Source organism: Hymenobacter sp. PAMC 26628, from assembly GCF_001562275.1.
Classification (GTDB): Bacteria; Bacteroidota; Bacteroidia; order Cytophagales; family Hymenobacteraceae; genus Hymenobacter.
In genome coordinates this window covers 766,174-782,439 of sequence record NZ_CP014304.1, presented here as the reverse complement: position 1 = coordinate 782,439, position 16,266 = coordinate 766,174, and the positions used below count along the sequence as shown (strand labels likewise).

Below are 16,266 nucleotides of genomic sequence, written 5' to 3'. Positions count from 1 at the left end.
CCCGTGATGGGCCCCGACGGCCATCCCTCCCTGCGGCCGCCCATATCCACCGCCTGCCCAATTGAACGGTAATCACTCAGCGGTAACCGCCGGAATGAAGCGCAAGCCGTGGCCCCATGGCGCCCACGCCGCGCACTATTGGTTGCTGGGGTTTCTTTTGGCGATGACCTATCCGCAGCTTTTACCGCTGTATACTACATTGCTGTGCATTCTTATTTTCTGCCGCTTGCTCCTTCTTTATGAAAATAAACCTACGGTATTGCTGGCTGCTTGGACTGTGCTGGGCTTTGGCCCTGCTTAGCGGCTGCGGCAAAAAGAACCAAGACCCCACGCCGACGACTGGCATCGCGGGCACGGTCACGGTCATTGACCAAAATCGCAAGGCCCAACCCAGGGAAGGCGTAACGGTTACGGTACTGAATACAAACCCCGTACTTACGGCCATCACGAACGACGCCGGCGAATTTATTATTAGCGCAGTGCCGGCCGGCACCTATAGCCTCGTATTCACCAAGTCCGGCCTGAGCACGTTTCTGCTCCGCAGCGTAGCCCACCCGCAAGTGGAGGTAATTACCCGGTTACCCGAAACCTACTCGCTCGTTCAGGAGCCCACCATTCGCGCCACCGGCCTCCAGGCCACCAGCATAATGGCCACCACTGGGGGGGGAGGGGCCGTACCAGCCATTAATTTCCGAACTACCCTCACCACCCCGCTACCGGACATTAACCACGACTACGTGCTATACTTTGGTACGACGCCTGACGTAAGCTACCTCACGGCCACCAGCGCTCTCCACATTTTTACCGGCGGTTCGCAAGCCACGGCCGTGAGTGCTTCTACCTGGACGATGAGTCGGGCTGACCTGCTAGCGCGCGGTTTTAGCCCCGCCAGTGGCACCACCGCCTATGCCGTGGCGTATGGCACGGGCCAGGGCAGCTTTTACAACGACTTGGTTACGGGCCTCCAACTCACCTGGTTCAACCCCAACCTAACGCCTTCACCCGTCGTCAGCTTCACGATGCCGTAGGCAAGGAAGGCAGCGCTTCAGCGTAAGCAATGCTTACCACCTCCACCACTTCCGGCGGGGGCCCCAGCGGCAGCGTGGCTTTTTTGCCCAGCTTCACGCCGATAAGGGCGCGGGCAATGGGCGCCACGAAACCCACTTTGCCCGCCGCCACGTCGGCCTCATCGACGCCCACAATGGTAAAGGTGCGCTCGAAACCCACTTTGCCGCCACTCACGGTGCGCAGCCGCACGGTGGCCCCAAAGCGCACCTCCTTGGCCGGTTGTCCTTGCGGGTCAACCACTTTGGCGCTGGTGATGCGCTCGGCCAGCAATGCCAGGCGACCGTTCAGTAACGAGAGGCGGTGGGTGCGGTCGGTGTCGTTGTCGTGGTTGGCCTCGGCGGCCGTGTGCTCAGCTTCGAGGGCGAGGCGCTCGGTGCGCAGCTGCGCCAAGCCCTGGGGCGTGACGTAGTTGGGCGTGCCCGGTGGCAGGGCGGCGCGGGGCGGCACGATGGGCGCGGCCTGGACGTCGTCTTCTTTGGTAAATGCGCGGCTCATCGGGGTTGAACGCAGTGGCTGGGGCGGGGTTGCCGGTAACCATTATAGGGCCCCGGGGGTTAAGAACTTCTGTCCGGCCCGCGCTACTTGTTCCATCTTTCTGTTGCCATGAATTCATCCCCGGTGGCCCTCCCGCCACTTGCTGAAAAACTCGCTGCCCCGCGCCTCGACAATGCGTTGGTTTGGTTAATGGCCCTCACCTGCGGCCTCGTGGTGGCCAACATTTACTACAACCAGCCGCTGCTGGCCGCTATCGGCCGCACGTTCCACATTCCCGATAGCCGCGCCAGCCTTGTAGCCACGGCCACCCAGGTGGGCTACACGCTGGGCATGCTATTGGTGGTGCCACTCGGTGACATGCTGGAGCGCAAGCGCCTGATGTTGTTGATGCTGGTGGGGGCCGCCGGCTGCCTGGGCCTGGCCGCCGGGGCCCCCAGCTTTGGCGTGCTGGCGGTAGCCAGCGTGCTGGTGGGCATCTGCTCGGCGGTGCCGCAGCTGCTGCTGCCCATGGCCGCCCACCTCGCCCCCGAGGAAAGCCGCGGCCGCATCGTGGGCCGCATCATGAGCGGCCTGCTCATCGGCATCCTGCTCTCGCGCACGGCCAGCGGCTACGTGGGGGCCCACTTCGGCTGGCGCGTGGTGTTTGAGGGCGCGGCCGCGCTGATGATGCTGCTCATCGGCCTGCTGGCCTGGCGCTTGCCTACCGACCGGCCCAATTTCACGGGCACCTACGGCTCTCTCATGCGCTCCTTGCTGACGCTGGTGCGCGAGCAACCGGCCCTGCGCCGCTCGGCGCTGGTGGGCGCCGCGGTATTCGCCGCGTTCAGCGTGTTCTGGACCTCGCTGGTGTTTTACCTCGAAAGCCCCACCTATCACTACGGCAGCGACGTGGCCGGTTTTTTCGGCTTGGTGGGTGCCTTTGGGGCCCTGGCCGCGCCGCTGGCTGGCAAAACTGCCGACGCCCGGGGCCCCCGATACGCCATCACGGCGGGCATTGTGCTAGCGCTGGGCGCTTATCTGGTGCTGGGCCTGGGCGGCGGTTACCTCGCCGGCCTAGTCGTTGGCGTGCTCCTGCTCGACGTGGGCGTGCAGTCGGCCCACATCTCCAACCAAACGCTCGTGTTTTCGCTGGTACCCGAGGCCCGCAGCCGCCTCAACACCATCTACATGACTGGCTATTTCACCGGCGGCTCGCTGGGCTCCGTCGCCGGCGGCCTCGCCTGGACACACTTCGGTTGGACCGGCGTGTGCCTGGTGGGTGCGGCTTTCGTAGCCCTAGGCCTGCTGGTACACCGGTATTATGGGCGGTCGGGCAATCAGCGTTAAACAGTATTTTCAGGAAGCCGCTACGCAAAAAACTTCCAGTGGCAAATCTTTCCCGTCTATTTGCGCAGTGCCAATGAAAGTAATTATTCCGCTCGTGGCTACCGAGAGTATACCAGCTAAATCGCTGTGTGCTAACAAGTAAAAGGCGACATCATAATTATCTAATAGCTCCTCGCTGATAGTCAACATCTTGACCCCATTGATTAATGCATAAGGGACGCTTCTAAAATATATTTTTGGTGGGTAGAGAATCCAGCTAAATGCTTGTGTCTCATCAGCGGCGATAGTATTGGCTACCTCTTCGCTACCTGTTATTTCTAGCGTAAGGACTTGTTCAGTTTCTTTTACTAATAACTGCACCTTTCCAATGCCAAAGTCAGTTTTATTGAGCCGAAAATAATAGCTGTCCATGACGGAGATGGGCAAAGTGATTAGCTACTTCAATCGCCCAATGCATGTCGCCAAACTGGTGCGCCAGTGCGGAATAGCCACGCCGAGCACCGTTTTGGCTTTGGTCTTGTCCATTACCGAATAGGCGGGGCGGGTGGCTTTGGTGGGGTACTCGGCGGTGCGGATGGGCACGGTTTTCACCGGCGTACCGCTTAGCTCGAAGATGGCCGTGGCAAAGTCGTACCATGACGTAACGCCTTCGTTGCTATAGTGGTAGATGCCGTATTGCTGGCTTTGCGACTGGATGATAGTGAGGATGCAACCGGCCAGGTCGATGGCGTAGCAGGGCGTACCAGTCTGGTCCCAGATGACGCGCAGCTCGTCGCGGTCCTGGCCCAGGCGCAGCATGGTTTTCACGAAGTTGTTGGCGTATTCGGAGTACAGCCAGCTCGTGCGCAGGATGAAAAACTGGCTGGTATGGGCCGGAATTACCTGCTCGCCTTCGAGCTTGGTGAGGCCGTACACGCTGATGGGCTCGGCGGCGTCGGTTTCCACCAGGGGCGTGTTGCCGGTACCGGCAAACACAAAATCGGTCGAAATCTGGATGAGCGTGGTGCCGAACTCGCCGCATAAGCGGGCTAGGTTTTCCACCCCGTCGCGGTTGATTTTGCGGGCCAGCTCCAGTTCGTCCTCGGCCTTGTCCACGGCCGTGTAAGCGGCGCAATTGATGCAATACGTGGGCTTATGCTCGGCGAAAATCGACTGGATGCCATTCACATTCAATATGTTGGCTTGTGCCTCGGGTGGAAATACGATGCCCGGTACCTTCCGCTCCTGCGCCACGTGCGCCAAGCACTGCCCCAATTGCCCGGAGGCGCCAAAAACCAAAATGCTGCCCATCAAAAAATCAAAAGCGTGGGAAATGTAGAAAAGATGGGGAAAGTGCGCGCCGCGCCTCTCCCCTTCGGCCCACAAAGTAACCGCGCCAGCGCCTTACTCCGCGCCTAGTAGCGGGGGCCCCGGGGTGGGCGGGCGCTTGTTTTGGATGGGCTGGAACGGCTGGGCGCGGGGCTGCTTCTCGCTCAGGTACTTCCAGTAGCGCAGGGGCATGTGGCGGCGGTGCAGCTTCAGGTTGCGGCGCTCGGGGATGTTTACGTGGTCGAAATACGCCTGCCAGAGCACCTGAAACAGCGGCTCGCGCTCGTCGAGCACGGTGGCGGCCACGTCGGTGGCGCGCGCCGGGGCCCCAGTTTCCTCGAATTGCACAATGTCGGTGCGCGTCAAATCATAGTACAGGCCGTAGCGGCGGCGGCGGTCGTAAATCAGCCAGCGCTGGTCGGCGTAGCGTTTGGTGAAGTGCGGGGCGATGAGCGGCAGCACGTCGTAATCGGGCTCAATGGTAGCGTGAAACAGGCCGTCGCCGGTCTTCTCAAACCGCACGAAGGCCTCCATCCGGTGCTTCTCGCGGAACATCTGCTGGGCCAGGCGCTGCACCCGGCGCACAGTGGCGTCGGTGTAGTTTTCCGAGATGTCGGCCGCGGTGCGCAGGGCCAAGTCCACGTACCTGAAAATAAGCAGTTCCCGCTCGGCGTCTTCGCTCAGAAACACGTGGTAAAGACGGGCGCGGGCCTCGTTGGTCATCGTGCGCAGCAGGCCGTCCCACACGCGGGTGGCTTGGGCTTCGTCGGTGTCGCGGTGCGCCGGCTGGGCAAACAGGCCCGTTTGGGCCGTGGCTTCGGGCTGGATGGAATTGGGCGCGGCGCGCCAGTCGTACACCGTGAAGAGCACTGTCAGCAGGCCCTCAAATGTGCCGTCGTAGGTGTAGTCGCGCGGGGCGGCGGTGAGGGCGGGGGCCCCCACGGGCCGGGCCGCCGCGGGGCCCACCGCCGCTGGCCGGCGCAAAGATGGGAACTTGCTCATGCGGGCGTTTCGCGTAAAAATTCAATCAACAGCTCGTTCACCTGCGCCGCTTCTTCGTGCTGCACCCAATGGCTGGCCTTGAGGTAAGTCAGCCGCCCATCGTCGCAATAAGCCAGGCTTTCCTGGGCCAGGTTGGCGTTCAAAAACGCGTCGTGCCGGCCCCAAATGATGTGCAGCGGCACCGCCACGCGCCCAGTTTGGCCCAGGCGCCGGGCAAACCGGGCAGCGGCCCGGTACCAGTTAATCATGCTGCGCAGGGCCCCCGGTTGGGCCCAAGCCGCCCGGTATTCTACCAAATCAGCGTCGCTGAACGTGCCGGAGCGGCTCGTGCGCCGAAGGGCTTGGCGTGCCAGCCACGCCCCACGCAGCCGCGCCAGGGTTTCGGGCAGCCACGGCAGCTGGAAGAAAAATACGTACCAGCTCTTCAGCAACTGCCGCGGCTGCCGGCGCAGGGCCCCGGCCAGCACCCGCGGGTGGGGCACGTTCAGCACCGCGGCGCGGCGAATGCGGGCGGGAAAATTGGCCGTCAGGTACCAGGTTACGGCCGCGCCCCAGTCGTGGCCCACCACGGCGGCGGTGTCGTGGCCGGCGTCGTCGAGCAGGCCCAACACGTCAGCCGCCAGCTCGTTGATGGCGTAGGCGCGTACGGAACGGGGCTTGTCGCTCAGGTTGTAGCCGCGCTGGTCGGGGGCCCACACGCGGTAGCCGGCGTCGGCCAAGGCCCCCAGCTGCTGCCGCCACGCGTACCAAAACTCGGGGAAGCCGTGCAGCAGCACCACCAAGGGCCCCGCGGCGGGGCCGCACTGCACCACGTGCAGCGTCAGGCCATTGGTGGGCACAAAGTGGTGTTCGAGGGGATAAGCCATACGGGCATACCGTGGGCCGGGGCCCTAAGTTGCGCCGCCCGCCGCAGCGTAGACTCTGCAAGTCCGCGCGGCTGAACAGTAGCTGCCCAGTCTGTAGCGCGGACTTTGTAGTCCGCAGCTCTGCCCGGTCGCCTAACGATCATCGGCAGCACGAAGCGAGAGTCGCGGACTCACAGAGTCCGCGCTACAGCGCGCCGCCAACTCCTTAAGCAGCCTGCTGGTTTTCCTGTTCCTGGCGGGCTTCGGCGGCGGCGCGGGCCATGCCGTGGAGCTGGCGCACCAGCGGCATCAGCTCGCTGATGTGGCAGCAGCACGAGAGGCGCGGGGCTTTGCCGCTGCCTTCGTAGGCGAAGCGGCGAACGACGTTTTGACGGTGCGAAACTTTCATAACCAAGGAGTTAAAAGGCGAAACTGAAAAGTTAATTAGCTGGCTTGGGCGAACAAATCGAGCTGCTGCGTAACGAGGGCCGAGCGGACGGAGCCGGCGCCGAACAAAATTTGGCGGCGCACTTGCTGCTCGGTCAGCTCGCCGAGGGCGGTGCGCTGCTCGCCGCGGCAGGTGAGGAAAAACTTGGCCCGCTTCAGCACCACGCCGAAGCTGTGCAGGTGCTCGGTGGTGAGCGGGGCGAAGCGCCGGGCCGCCACAATGCGCTTAGCCGACCGGGCCCCCACGCCGGGAATGCGCAGAATCATCTCAAAATCAGCCGTGTTCACGTCGATTGGGAACACGTGGCGGTTGCGCAGGGCCCAGGCCAGCTTGGGGTCAATTTCCAGGTCGAGGTGCGGGTGCGCGGGGTCGAGGATTTCGTCGGCCTGGAAGCCGTAAAAGCGCATCAGCCAGTCGGTTTGGTACAGCCGGTGCTCGCGGATGACGGGCGGCTGCGTCACCTGCGGCAGGCGGGCGTCGTCGGTCACGGGCACGTAGCCCGAGTAGTACACGCGCTTCAGGCCGTAGCCCTGGTAGAGCGAGTCGGAGAGCTTGATGATTTGCAAGTCCGTCTCGCCGCTGGCCCCCACAATAAGCTGCGTGGTTTGGCCCGCGGTGGCGAAGGCCGGCACTTTTTTGAAAAGCGCTTTTTCCTCCTTATTCTGGATGATGCCGTCCCGAATCTGGGCCATCGGGGTCAGGATCTCCTGGTAATTTTTCTCCGGGGCCAGCGTTTGCAAGGCCAGCTCTGAGGGCAGCTCAATGTTCACGCTCAGGCGGTCGGCGTAGAGGCCTGCCTCCTGGATGAGCTCTTCGGAGGCCCCAGGAATAGTTTTGACGTGGATGTAGCCGTTGAACTGGTGCTCGGTGCGCAGCTTTTTCACGATGCGCACCAGGCGCTCCATCGTGTAGTCGGGGCTGCTGAAAATGCCGGAACTTAAGAACAACCCTTCGATGTAATTGCGGCGGTAGAAGTTGATGGTCAGGTCCACCACTTCGTCCACGGTGAAGGCGGCGCGCTTCACGTCGTTCGAGCGGCGCGACACGCAGTAGGCACAGTCGAAGATGCAGTGGTTGGTGAGCAGGATTTTGAGCAGGCTCACGCAGCGGCCGTCCTCGGTATAGCTGTGGCAGATGCCCATGCCCTCGGCGTTGCCCAAGCCTTTGCTTTCGTTCTTGCGCTTGCCGCCGCTGCTACTGCACGAAGCATCGTACTTCGCGGCGTCAGCTAATATACTTAGTTTTTCCTGAATGCGCTCGTTCATCGGGAATGGCTGCTTTTCGGTGTTAAAAGTAGTGCAAATCCCGCTAGCGGGCAATGCTTGTTAAGCTAATTTTCTTGGAAAAAGTTTCTTAGCAGACTTCTTCCAGCCCGGGGCCATGCTAAAGCGGGGCCCCGGGCGTTTCGTATCTTGCCTGTGGCTGCTCAAGGGCCCCATTATGTTGTTGTGCCGCGTCTTCTTTCTTTTTTTACTGCTGGGGCTGGGCAGCGCGGCGCGGGCGCAGTCGTTCGACCCGCGCTCGGCGGTGCCGCCCGACTCGCTGCGCACCGAGGCCGCCCTGCGCCGCGAGCAGCCCGATTCGCTGCGCCGCGACTTCGACGAGCAGCGGCTGCGCCTGAAGCTGCAAGCCTATACCCGGCGCAAAACCATTGTCGGGCGGGCGGCAGCGGCGGCCCTGCGCCTTACCCGCCCCAAGGAGGAAAACGCGGGCCTAGACGCCGTGCTGCTCGACCGGCAGTTCGACCGCCACACGTTCAAGGTGGTGCGCCGCGTCACGGTTCGGCCCAACGATGCGTTCGGCTACAGCCTCACCGATTCGACGCGCCAGCCCCGCTCGCTGCTCGACCGCACCGGCAACTGGGTGCACATCCGCACGGCGCCCTCGCGCATCCGGCAGGTGCTGCTGTTCCGGCCGGGCCAGCGGCTGGCCCCCCAGGCCCTGGCCGAATCGGAGCGCCTGCTGCGCCAAACCGACGAGATTCTCGACGCCCGGGTGCTGGTGAACGAGCGCACGTCTACCGCTGACAGCATTGACATCGAAGTTATTACCACTGATGTGTTCAGCATCACGGGCAATTTCGAACCGGGGGGAGCTGCAGCGGGCCGTGTGGACGTGGGCGACCAGAACTTTCTGGGCCTGGGCCACCACTTTAACAACACGTACCAGTACGGGCGCAACCTGGACCAGCGCTGGCGCTACGCCGGCGACTACTCGGTGCCGTTCCGACACTTCTTCCTGGCCCAGGCGCGCTACAACAACGAATTCCGCGACGAGCACGGCGGCGTGTCGTTGCAGCGCGACTTTTATTCAGTGAACACGCGCTACGCCGGGGCCCTGTCGATGGATTCCTTCAACCAGCAAATCACCCTCACGGTGCAGCAGCCGGGCGAAATCCTCGACTACTACAACCTACGCTACAACCGGCAAGACCTCTGGGTGGGCCGCTCGCTGCGCCTGCGCTCCTACGACCTGGGCTACGAAAACCCAGGCCGCCTCATCGTAGCCACGCGCTTCACCCGCACCAATTACACCGTCAGCCCCAGCCCCGATTACCGCAACACAAACCTGATTTTGGGCACCGTGGGCTACTCGGTGCGGCGCTACTACAAGGACCGCTACCTGTTCGGCTTCGGCCGCACCGAGGACGTGCCCACCGGCACGCTGCTCAGCTTCACGGCGGGCCTCGACGCCAACGCCATGGTGCCGCGCCGCTACTTCGATATGCGCCTGGCGGCGGCCATCTTCAGCCAGCGCCACGGCTACTTGTTTGGCAACCTGGAGTTTGGCACTTTCCAGCGCCTGGCCGACCACAGCGCCTGGGAGCAGGGCCTGCTCAACGCCCAGACCACGTACTTCACCCGCCTCTACCGCCTGGGCAACTACCAGTACCGGCACTTTTTGGGCACCACCACCACGGTGGGCTTCAACCGCCGGCCGGGCGAGCTGCTGCAAGGCATTTCCGACGAGCGGGGCATCCGGGGGTTTTCGCCGTCGGTGCCCATCCTGGCCACCAGCCGCTTCGCCTTCAACTACGAAACCACGGTGTTCACGCCGCTCTCGCTGCTGGGCTTCCGGGTGGCCGGCGTGGCCTTTGCCGACGCGGCCTGGGTGGGCGAAAAGGTGGGCGGCGGCACGCCCTTCGGCAACACGCCCTACACGGGCTTTGGCCTGGGCCTGCGCCTGCGCAACGAGTTCACGGCCCTGCGCACGTTCCAGATTTTACTGGGCTACTACCCGCGCGGCCTCGTGTCGGCCAACGGCCTGCGCGTGTTCGAAACCGCCCGCGAAACCGTTTCTTTCACCGACTTCGGCATCGGGGCCCCGGGCGTCACCATCTACCAATAGGGACCCGGCCCGCGGCGCCCAATAAAAAAAGGGCAAGCCGCCGCTTGCCCTTTCTTGAAGAATTGCCCACAGCTTTTGCTGGGGCAGGGCCAATCATTGGCCCCAAAACCGTGCTTAGCAGGCTGCCAGCAAAACACAGTAAATCAGTGCTGCGTGTCGAAGTTGATGGGGATGGTGCAGGCCACCCGCACGGCCTGCCCCTGCTGGCGGGCGGGGGCCCAATTGGGCATCAGCCACACCAAACGCAGGGCCTCGTCGTTGAGGCCGTAGCCAGGGCCCCGCACCACGTGGGCGTCGGTCACGCGGCCTTCGCGATTCAGAACAAACGACACGTATACCCGGCCCGACACGTGCTGCCGCAACGCTGCTTCAGGGTAACGAATGTTCTTGGTGAGGTAAGTAGTCAGCGCCGCGTCGCCGCCAGCGAAGGTGGGGCGGCTGTCTGTATTGACGTAGATGGAGTCGGGCGAAACAACGGACGCCGGGGCCAGGGCGTCGCCGCCGCCTGCGTGTGCACCAGTCGTCAGAATACCCTGGGCCTGCACCCGCCGCGCGCCCAACAGCAGCACGGCTACCAGAAACAGAAATTGCGTAAAGTTTTTCATGTTAATAGTATTTTGTAATGAATAACTTGATTTGATTTAAACGCCCTATGCTCAAATATACAGCACTTTACGTTCACGTATCCAAGCAAAATATTAATTTTTTTATTGTCCATTTCGGTCTTCGAAAATTGCACTTGCACCGGCCGTAGCTTTGCGCTTCTAGTGGGCCCCGCCCGCTTCTTTTTGCTTTTCTTATGAACCTCGGCGATTACAACGACCTCGAAGTAGCCCGCGAAACCAGCGTCGGCCTCTACCTCACTTCCGACGACGGCGACTTGCTGCTGCCCAACAAGTACATTCCCGAGGGCACCCGGGTGGGCGACGTGCTGCGCGTGTTCGTGTACCGCGACTCGGAGGACCGCTTGATAGCCACTACCCTGCGGCCGCTAGCGCTGGTCAACTCCTTCGCTGCGCTGGCCGTGCGCGACCACGGCCCCGCCGGCTCCTTCCTCGAGTGGGGCCTGGAAAAAGATCTGCTCCTGCCCTTCCCCAACCAGCGCCGCGACCTGCGCGTGGGCGAGCGGGTGTTCGTGTTCGTGTACTTGGACGAGGAGAGCGACCGGCTGGTGGCGTCGGCCAAGTGGAAGAAGTTCTTGTCTTCCGAACCCTTCCCCGGCCAGCCCGGCGACGCCGTGCGCCTGATGGTGGCCGACGAAACCGACCTGGGCTACCCCGTCATCGTCGACGGCACGCACCAGGGCCTGCTGTTCCACAACGAAGTGTTCCGGCCCTTACGGCTGGGCGAAACCATTCCAGGCTTCCTGCGCCAGGTGCGGGCCGACGGCAAGCTCGACGTGCGCCTCCAACGCGAGGGCTACGGCGAGGTCGAAACTGCGGCGACCACCCTGCTCGTGGCCCTGCGCGCTGCCCCCAGCGGCGCGCTGCCCATCGGCGACAAGAGCGAGGCCGACGACGTGTACCGCCGCGTGGGCATGAGCAAAAAAGTATTTAAGAAAGCGCTGGGGGCCCTCTTCAAGCAGGGCGTCATAGAGTTGGCCCCGCTCGAAACCCGCCTGCGGGCCTGACACCCCCGGCGCCGGCCACGGCCAAGGCGGAGGTTAGCAATTGTACTTCTGCTAAGGAAGGCCGGTGCCCGGCGGCATTCCTGCACCTCTCGCTCAAATTCTTCGGCCCGGGGCGGCTAGGAATACACCCGGCGTAGCAGGGCATTTTCCAGATTGGAGGGGCCCATTTACTGCGCGGGAAAGCAGCCGCGCTACTACCTAGCAACGCCGCCTTACGCAGGCATTTTACTCAGATATAATTAATTGTTCAACAAACAATTGCACAATACCAATGGGGAATAACCGGGAGTTCGCCGGGGGCCTAAAAAAGCCGTTCGTAGGCTTTGCAATACTGCACTTATTTGGTAGTTTCGGCCATTCCATTTCCCATTCTATGAACCAACTACTAATCACCCGCAACACCCTCCTGCTGAGCCCGGCGCACGGCACGCATTTCTACCACAACAGCCCCACCCACCACTACCCGATGGTGTGCGGCGGCTTCAGCTTCGACCGCCTGCCCATGCTTGTGTGCAAGGCTCACAGCGCCTCGCATGTCGAGTTTGAAGATGTACTCTTCGAACTCGACGAATGGGTGAGTTGCCCGCAATGCCGCGCCCGCTACCAAGCCGCTTTTGCGGCGGCTGCGCCGTTGCCCACATCCACCAGCGACGCGCCGCTGCCCTCGCCCCTCATCCCCGGCTAGGGCAGCGGCGGCCCGTTGCGTTGCTGGCGCCCGGGCCACCGGTTTTGGTAGGCAGAACCCCAACGGCCGGGCCGCATTGGCGCTGAAAAATAATGCTAAGGTGCATTATTTTTCAGCGCCAATGCGGCCCGGTGCTCTTTTGCACTCGGCGGCGATTAGTTGCTGGGAAAAACTGGTTTTTCTTGCGGCCGCATCTGGAAAAATCGACGGATCTGGACCCAATCTGGCAAATCATTTCCGTCGACCCCAGTTTGGCATTCGACGTCATCCAGCCTGAGCGGGTAGCTATTTCGAATCGCTTGCGTACACTGCTGGGGCCCCGGGCGGCTACTTCGCGCTTTGAGGGCCCCGCACTATGCAAAAGACTGCTCTCCTGGCTGGGGCCACCGGCCTCATCGGCGCGGCCTTGCTGCCACTGCTACTCGCCGATGCTCGCTACGCCAAAGTGGTAGTGGTAGGGCGGCGGCCCGTGGCCCTGGCCCACCCCAAGCTGGTGCAGGTCGTCACGGAGCTGAGCGAGTTGGAAAGCCACCGCCTCCAACTCATCGCCGACGACGTGTTTTGCTGCCTCGGAACCACGCGCCAGCAAGCCGGCTCGAAAGAAGCGTTTTACAAGGTTGATTTTTTGTACGTGGTACAGCTAGCCGCGCTGGCGGCCAGCAACTTCGCCAGCCAATTCTTGGTGGTGTCGAGTATCGGGGCCAATGCCAGCCGCCGCATGTACTACAGCCGGGTGAAGGGCGAGATGGAGGCCGCTGTGGGGCCCCTGCCCTTCCGGGCGCTGCATATTTTCCGGCCGTCGCTGCTGCTGGGCCGGCGCGCCCACCCGCGCCTGGGTGAGCGAATCGGCGCCGTGGCCCTGGCCCTGGCGGGGCCCCTGCTGCGCGGCAGCTTGGCCAAGTACCGGCCGGTAACCGCTGCCGCCGTAGCCGCCGCTATGCTGCACGCAGCCCGCACCGATGCCACTGGGTTGCGGGTGCACGAGCCCGCGGTGGCCTAGGGGGTGTTCTCAGTTAAATTTCTAATTTAGGGACCTGAACGCAGACCGCACGTTGCTGACCGATTCGATGTGGGCCGAGTTGTCGCCCCTGTTGCCTGGACAGGCCAATTGCCGGGGCACGACGGCGCGTGACACGCGTGGCTTTGTCGAGGCGGTGCTTTGGCTGGGGCGCACGGGCGTGGTCTGGCGCGGCCTACCCCCGCACCTAGGCCACTGGCACCGCGTATACGTGCGCTTTGCTCGTTGGCGCGATTCAGGGGTGTGGGAGCGCGTCGCGCACTGGCTGCTTGCCCATAACCGACGCCTGCCGCATCCGCGCCAGCGCCAGGTGCCACTCGACTCGACTCGCATCCGCGGGCACCAACACGCAACTGGGGCAGCCAAAAAAAAGGCTCGCAAGCGATTGGCCGCAGCCGAGGCGGACGCACCAGCAAGCTGCATCTGAGCTGTGACGGGGCCGGCAACGTGCTGAGCCGGCAGTTGACACCGGGTCAGGCCGGCGACTGCCCTGAGGCGTCCGGGCTGCTCGCGCCCTGGCTGGCACCGGCCCAGGAAGTCGTGGCCGACACGGCCTACGACAGTGACGCCTTGCGCGGCTTGATTGCCGCAGCCGGGGCCATTGCCGTCATCCCCCCGAACCCGCGCCGCCGATATGTGCCCCATTTTGACCCCTGCGCCTATGCCAAACGACAGCATATCGAGCAGACATTTAACAAGTTAAAGCAACATCGACGCTTGGCCACTCGCTATGACAAACTTGACAACTCCTGGGAAGCTTTGCTCTGCGCCCGCATCTGGACGCTGTACCTCAATTGAGAACACCCCTTAGCGCTGGGGCCCCAGGCTAACGTACTTTTCAATAAAAAAACCCGACCGTAATGGTCGGGTTTTTTCTTTATAGCTTAATTAATGAAGTGCGCTTTAGTAGCGCCGGCCGTAGTAACCACCGCGGTACGGGTACCGGGGGCCATAGTAGGGGCGCGGAGCGTAGTAGGGCCGGGCGTAGTAGGGAGCCGGGTACACCACGGGCACGGGCGGCGCGTAGTACACCGGCGGGACCACCACCACCGGGCGCGGGGCGTAGTAGCGGGGCCGGTAGTAAGGCCACGGGTAGTAGCCGCCGCCGATGGAAACCCGAACCTGGGCCGAAGCAGCACCGCTGCTCAGCAGCAACAGGAACAGCGCCGAAATGAATATCATGGACTTGCTACGCATAGGATGGAGGCGCCGAAACACCTGGTTTAGAAGATGGAAGGAGGGCGATTGATGAATAAGTTTGCAAATAAAATGCCAGATTATATCCGGTTAGAGGGCCCCTACCGGCCGGAGTTTAATGAGCCCTAACAGGTTTTTTACGAGCCGGGCACAAAAAAAGTGGCGCACCCAAGGGCGCGTCACTTTCACTTATCGCGACTGGCCAGCCTACTTCTTATACGTCTGGTTGAGGTAGGCGAGCACGGGCGTGGTCAGGTCGAGGTCTTTGCGGCCGTAGGCGATGGTGCCGCTGGGGGCAGCTACCAGGATGAGCTTGTAGCCGTGGGCTTTGCCGTAGGCTTCCACTTTTTTGTTCACGCTGCCCAGCACGCGCTGCGTGAGCTTGCCCTCTTCTTCCTGGGCCAGGGCTTGCAGCTTCTGCTGCTGCTCGCCCGACTGCTGCTGCTGCGCCTGCAGTTTCTGCTCGGCGGCGGCGCGCTGCTCGGGCGTGAGGCTGGGGGCCTGCTTCTGGTAGGCCTCCACGGCGCTGCGGAAGCTGGTGACCAGCACTTGGTTCTGGCGTTCCCAACCCTTGGCTTTTACCTCAAACGAGCGGCGGGCGTCCTTCATGCCCTGGTAGCCGTCGAGCAGCTTGGCCGACTCGATGTAGGCAATCTGGTCGGCGTTGGCGGCGGCTTCGGCGGCGGGCACGGAGGGCGGCGTCACGGGCTGCTCGGCCACGGCGGCCAGCGTGGTGGTATCGGCCGGGGCAGCGGTGGCGGAAGCCGTGGTTTCGGTGGGGGCAGGCGTGGTGGCCACGGCCGGGGCAGCGGGCTGGCGGAAGTGCAGGAAGTACAGCACGGCCACGGCGACGAGCAGCACGGCGTTAAACGCCAGTTGGAGCGGGTTTTTCATTGAAACAGAAAGTGAAACGATGCACAAAAGTACGGCCGGGGCCCCTCACGCCGGCAAGCCGATGTGTAGTAGGGCGTCGCCCTGGTTCACGACGGGCATGTAATTGATACCCACCACATAACCGCTCACCGGCGATTCGAGCCGCACGGTGCGCTCACCATAAGGGTCGGCCACGGAACCGTACACCTGGCCTTTTTGCACGAAGTCGCCGTTTTGCACCAACGAGCGCCATAGGCCCGCAAACCGCGCCCGCAGCCAGGTGTGGCGGCGGCACACCACGCCGGCCTGCGCGGGCGGCGGCGCGGCGGGGCCCATGCCCAGGTGGTGCAGCATGCGCAGGGTGCCGGCCACAGCCACTTCCACCCCGGCGTCATCGATGCGCAGGCTCTCGCCGGTTTCGTACACAATCAGGCGCTTGCCCAAGCGGTGCGCGGCCTCGCGTAGCGAGCCCGGCCGCAGGGCCGCGTGCAGCGTGAACGGGGCCCCGAAGGCAGCGGCCAGCGCGTCGGTTTTGGGGTCAACTTCCAGCTCGCAGCGCACCTGCGGGTGGTTGGCCCGGGCCGCGCCGCCGGTGTGAAAATCGATGCCGTAGTCAATCAGGGGCATGATTTCGCGCATAAAGCGGTGGGCCACGCGGCTGGCCAGTGAGCCGCGCGGCGAACCCGGAAACGAGCGGTTCACGTCCTTGCCGTCGGGTACTTCGCGGCTAAAGTTCAGGAACCCGTAGATATTGAAAATGGGGATGGCGATGATGGTGCCGCAGGTAGGCCGCAGCAAGTCGCGCCGCAGCATGCGCCGGATGGTTTCGATGCCGTTCACTTCGTCGCCGTGCATGCCGCCCATCAGCAGCAGCACGGGGCCCGGCACAGCCGAGCGCAGCACGTGCACTGGCACGTCGATGAGGGTGCCCGAGGGTAGGCGCGAAATCACCAGGCGCGTCAGGACCCGCTCGCCGGGCAAGATGGTTAGGTCGTTGAGGTAAATCGGGTCGAGCAGGGGCAT

19 protein-coding genes are annotated in these 16,266 nt (G+C 63.1%); 8 read left to right on the top strand and 11 right to left on the bottom strand.

The window, feature by feature from the left end:
* Positions 1 to 239 precede the first annotated feature (239 nt).
* Entirely contained in the window at positions 240 to 1,028 is a 789-nt protein-coding gene (locus AXW84_RS03770; protein ID WP_068228890.1) for a carboxypeptidase-like regulatory domain-containing protein, read from the top strand.
* On the opposite strand, the gene AXW84_RS03765 is transcribed toward AXW84_RS03770, so the two are convergent.
* The gene (locus AXW84_RS03765; protein WP_068228888.1) at positions 1,015 to 1,563 is read right to left on the bottom strand and encodes a GreA/GreB family elongation factor; all 549 of its coding nucleotides are present in this window, start codon (positions 1,561 to 1,563) and stop codon (positions 1,015 to 1,017) included. The genes AXW84_RS03770 and AXW84_RS03765 overlap by 14 nt on opposite strands.
* Before the next feature lie 108 nt (positions 1,564 to 1,671).
* On the opposite strand from AXW84_RS03765, the gene AXW84_RS03760 reads away from it, so the two are divergent.
* Positions 1,672 to 2,889 carry an MFS transporter gene (locus AXW84_RS03760; protein ID WP_071890948.1) on the top strand — a complete coding sequence of 406 codons (1,218 nt, stop codon included), beginning with the start codon at positions 1,672 to 1,674 and terminating at the stop codon, positions 2,887 to 2,889.
* A gap of 9 nt (positions 2,890 to 2,898) precedes the next feature.
* Here the strand turns inward: AXW84_RS03760 and AXW84_RS03755 are convergent, their stop codons facing one another.
* The 6 genes from AXW84_RS03755 to AXW84_RS03730 form a co-directional block, all read right to left on the bottom strand.
* Complete coding sequence (locus tag AXW84_RS03755) at positions 2,899 to 3,300, bottom strand: hypothetical protein (protein ID WP_068228882.1); 402 nt, start codon at positions 3,298 to 3,300, stop codon at positions 2,899 to 2,901.
* 24 nt (positions 3,301 to 3,324) lie between these two features.
* The gene (gene rfbD, locus AXW84_RS03750) at positions 3,325 to 4,179 is read right to left on the bottom strand and encodes a dTDP-4-dehydrorhamnose reductase (protein ID WP_068228879.1); all 855 of its coding nucleotides are present in this window, start codon (positions 4,177 to 4,179) and stop codon (positions 3,325 to 3,327) included.
* Between the two features lie 93 nt (positions 4,180 to 4,272).
* Entirely contained in the window at positions 4,273 to 5,199 is a 927-nt protein-coding gene (locus tag AXW84_RS03745) for a TIGR03915 family putative DNA repair protein (RefSeq protein WP_068228876.1), read from the bottom strand.
* The gene (locus tag AXW84_RS03740; protein ID WP_068228873.1) at positions 5,196 to 6,065 is read right to left on the bottom strand and encodes an alpha/beta fold hydrolase; all 870 of its coding nucleotides are present in this window, start codon (positions 6,063 to 6,065) and stop codon (positions 5,196 to 5,198) included. Before AXW84_RS03740 ends, AXW84_RS03745 begins: the two co-directional genes overlap by 4 nt.
* 205 nt (positions 6,066 to 6,270) lie before the next feature.
* Positions 6,271 to 6,453, bottom strand: a complete 183-nt coding sequence (locus AXW84_RS03735; RefSeq protein ID WP_068228871.1) for a hypothetical protein — start codon at positions 6,451 to 6,453, stop codon at positions 6,271 to 6,273.
* 35 nt (positions 6,454 to 6,488) lie between these two features.
* Positions 6,489 to 7,757: a putative DNA modification/repair radical SAM protein gene (locus tag AXW84_RS03730; RefSeq protein WP_068228867.1), complete on the bottom strand. Its 1,269-nt coding sequence runs from the start codon at positions 7,755 to 7,757 to the stop codon at positions 6,489 to 6,491.
* A gap of 175 nt (positions 7,758 to 7,932) precedes the next feature.
* Between AXW84_RS03730 and AXW84_RS03725 the strand changes: the two genes are divergently transcribed.
* Positions 7,933 to 9,840 (top strand): hypothetical protein, encoded by a 1,908-nt coding sequence (locus tag AXW84_RS03725; protein WP_157886795.1) that lies wholly within the window; start codon positions 7,933 to 7,935, stop codon positions 9,838 to 9,840.
* A 143-nt stretch (positions 9,841 to 9,983) separates the two neighbouring features.
* Here the strand turns inward: AXW84_RS03725 and AXW84_RS03720 are convergent, their stop codons facing one another.
* Positions 9,984 to 10,445, bottom strand: coding sequence for an energy transducer TonB (locus AXW84_RS03720; protein WP_068228861.1), 462 nt, complete (start codon positions 10,443 to 10,445; stop codon positions 9,984 to 9,986).
* Positions 10,446 to 10,639: 194 nt separating this feature from the next.
* Between AXW84_RS03720 and AXW84_RS03715 the strand changes: the two genes are divergently transcribed.
* The 5 genes from AXW84_RS03715 (at position 10,640) to AXW84_RS23850 (ending at position 13,971) form a co-directional block, all read left to right on the top strand.
* The gene (locus tag AXW84_RS03715; RefSeq protein WP_068228859.1) at positions 10,640 to 11,470 is read left to right on the top strand and encodes a CvfB family protein; all 831 of its coding nucleotides are present in this window, start codon (positions 10,640 to 10,642) and stop codon (positions 11,468 to 11,470) included.
* Between the two features lie 373 nt (positions 11,471 to 11,843).
* Entirely contained in the window at positions 11,844 to 12,155 is a 312-nt protein-coding gene (locus AXW84_RS03710) for a hypothetical protein (protein WP_068228857.1), read from the top strand.
* Positions 12,156 to 12,510: 355 nt separating this feature from the next.
* Complete coding sequence (locus tag AXW84_RS03705; protein ID WP_068228854.1) at positions 12,511 to 13,155, top strand: NAD-dependent epimerase/dehydratase family protein; 645 nt, start codon at positions 12,511 to 12,513, stop codon at positions 13,153 to 13,155.
* 67 nt (positions 13,156 to 13,222) lie between these two features.
* Positions 13,223 to 13,600 carry a transposase gene (locus AXW84_RS26480; RefSeq protein WP_442905607.1) on the top strand — a complete coding sequence of 126 codons (378 nt, stop codon included), beginning with the start codon at positions 13,223 to 13,225 and terminating at the stop codon, positions 13,598 to 13,600.
* Entirely contained in the window at positions 13,558 to 13,971 is a 414-nt protein-coding gene (locus AXW84_RS23850) for an IS5 family transposase (RefSeq protein ID WP_082773680.1), read from the top strand. Before AXW84_RS26480 ends, AXW84_RS23850 begins: the two co-directional genes overlap by 43 nt.
* A gap of 105 nt (positions 13,972 to 14,076) precedes the next feature.
* On the opposite strand, the gene AXW84_RS03695 is transcribed toward AXW84_RS23850, so the two are convergent.
* The 3 genes from AXW84_RS03695 to AXW84_RS03685 form a co-directional block, all read right to left on the bottom strand.
* Entirely contained in the window at positions 14,077 to 14,355 is a 279-nt protein-coding gene (locus AXW84_RS03695) for a hypothetical protein (protein ID WP_068228848.1), read from the bottom strand.
* A 222-nt stretch (positions 14,356 to 14,577) separates the two neighbouring features.
* Entirely contained in the window at positions 14,578 to 15,264 is a 687-nt protein-coding gene (locus AXW84_RS03690; protein WP_068228844.1) for an OmpH family outer membrane protein, read from the bottom strand.
* Between the two features lie 45 nt (positions 15,265 to 15,309).
* Positions 15,310 to 16,266, bottom strand: a complete 957-nt coding sequence (locus AXW84_RS03685) for a succinylglutamate desuccinylase/aspartoacylase family protein (protein WP_068228841.1) — start codon at positions 16,264 to 16,266, stop codon at positions 15,310 to 15,312.

What these genes read in the sequence shown, in the direction of transcription:
- AXW84_RS03770 (WP_068228890.1), top strand. Translation starts at nt 240, where the DNA reads ATGAAAATAAACCTACGGTATTGCTGGCTGCTTGGACTGTGCTGGGCT.
- AXW84_RS03765 (WP_068228888.1), bottom strand. Translation starts at nt 1,563, where the DNA reads ATGAGCCGCGCATTTACCAAAGAAGACGACGTCCAGGCCGCGCCCATC.
- AXW84_RS03760 (WP_071890948.1), top strand. Translation starts at nt 1,672, where the DNA reads ATGAATTCATCCCCGGTGGCCCTCCCGCCACTTGCTGAAAAACTCGCT.
- AXW84_RS03755 (WP_068228882.1), bottom strand. Translation starts at nt 3,300, where the DNA reads ATGGACAGCTATTATTTTCGGCTCAATAAAACTGACTTTGGCATTGGA.
- rfbD (WP_068228879.1), bottom strand. Translation starts at nt 4,179, where the DNA reads ATGGGCAGCATTTTGGTTTTTGGCGCCTCCGGGCAATTGGGGCAGTGC.
- AXW84_RS03745 (WP_068228876.1), bottom strand. Translation starts at nt 5,199, where the DNA reads ATGAGCAAGTTCCCATCTTTGCGCCGGCCAGCGGCGGTGGGCCCCGCG.
- AXW84_RS03740 (WP_068228873.1), bottom strand. Translation starts at nt 6,065, where the DNA reads ATGGCTTATCCCCTCGAACACCACTTTGTGCCCACCAATGGCCTGACG.
- AXW84_RS03735 (WP_068228871.1), bottom strand. Translation starts at nt 6,453, where the DNA reads ATGAAAGTTTCGCACCGTCAAAACGTCGTTCGCCGCTTCGCCTACGAA.
- AXW84_RS03730 (WP_068228867.1), bottom strand. Translation starts at nt 7,757, where the DNA reads ATGAACGAGCGCATTCAGGAAAAACTAAGTATATTAGCTGACGCCGCG.
- AXW84_RS03725 (WP_157886795.1), top strand. Translation starts at nt 7,933, where the DNA reads ATGTTGTTGTGCCGCGTCTTCTTTCTTTTTTTACTGCTGGGGCTGGGC.
- AXW84_RS03720 (WP_068228861.1), bottom strand. Translation starts at nt 10,445, where the DNA reads ATGAAAAACTTTACGCAATTTCTGTTTCTGGTAGCCGTGCTGCTGTTG.
- AXW84_RS03715 (WP_068228859.1), top strand. Translation starts at nt 10,640, where the DNA reads ATGAACCTCGGCGATTACAACGACCTCGAAGTAGCCCGCGAAACCAGC.
- AXW84_RS03710 (WP_068228857.1), top strand. Translation starts at nt 11,844, where the DNA reads ATGAACCAACTACTAATCACCCGCAACACCCTCCTGCTGAGCCCGGCG.
- AXW84_RS03705 (WP_068228854.1), top strand. Translation starts at nt 12,511, where the DNA reads ATGCAAAAGACTGCTCTCCTGGCTGGGGCCACCGGCCTCATCGGCGCG.
- AXW84_RS26480 (WP_442905607.1), top strand. Translation starts at nt 13,223, where the DNA reads ATGTGGGCCGAGTTGTCGCCCCTGTTGCCTGGACAGGCCAATTGCCGG.
- AXW84_RS03695 (WP_068228848.1), bottom strand. Translation starts at nt 14,355, where the DNA reads ATGATATTCATTTCGGCGCTGTTCCTGTTGCTGCTGAGCAGCGGTGCT.
- AXW84_RS03690 (WP_068228844.1), bottom strand. Translation starts at nt 15,264, where the DNA reads ATGAAAAACCCGCTCCAACTGGCGTTTAACGCCGTGCTGCTCGTCGCC.
- AXW84_RS03685 (WP_068228841.1), bottom strand. Translation starts at nt 16,266, where the DNA reads ATGCCCCTGCTCGACCCGATTTACCTCAACGACCTAACCATCTTGCCC.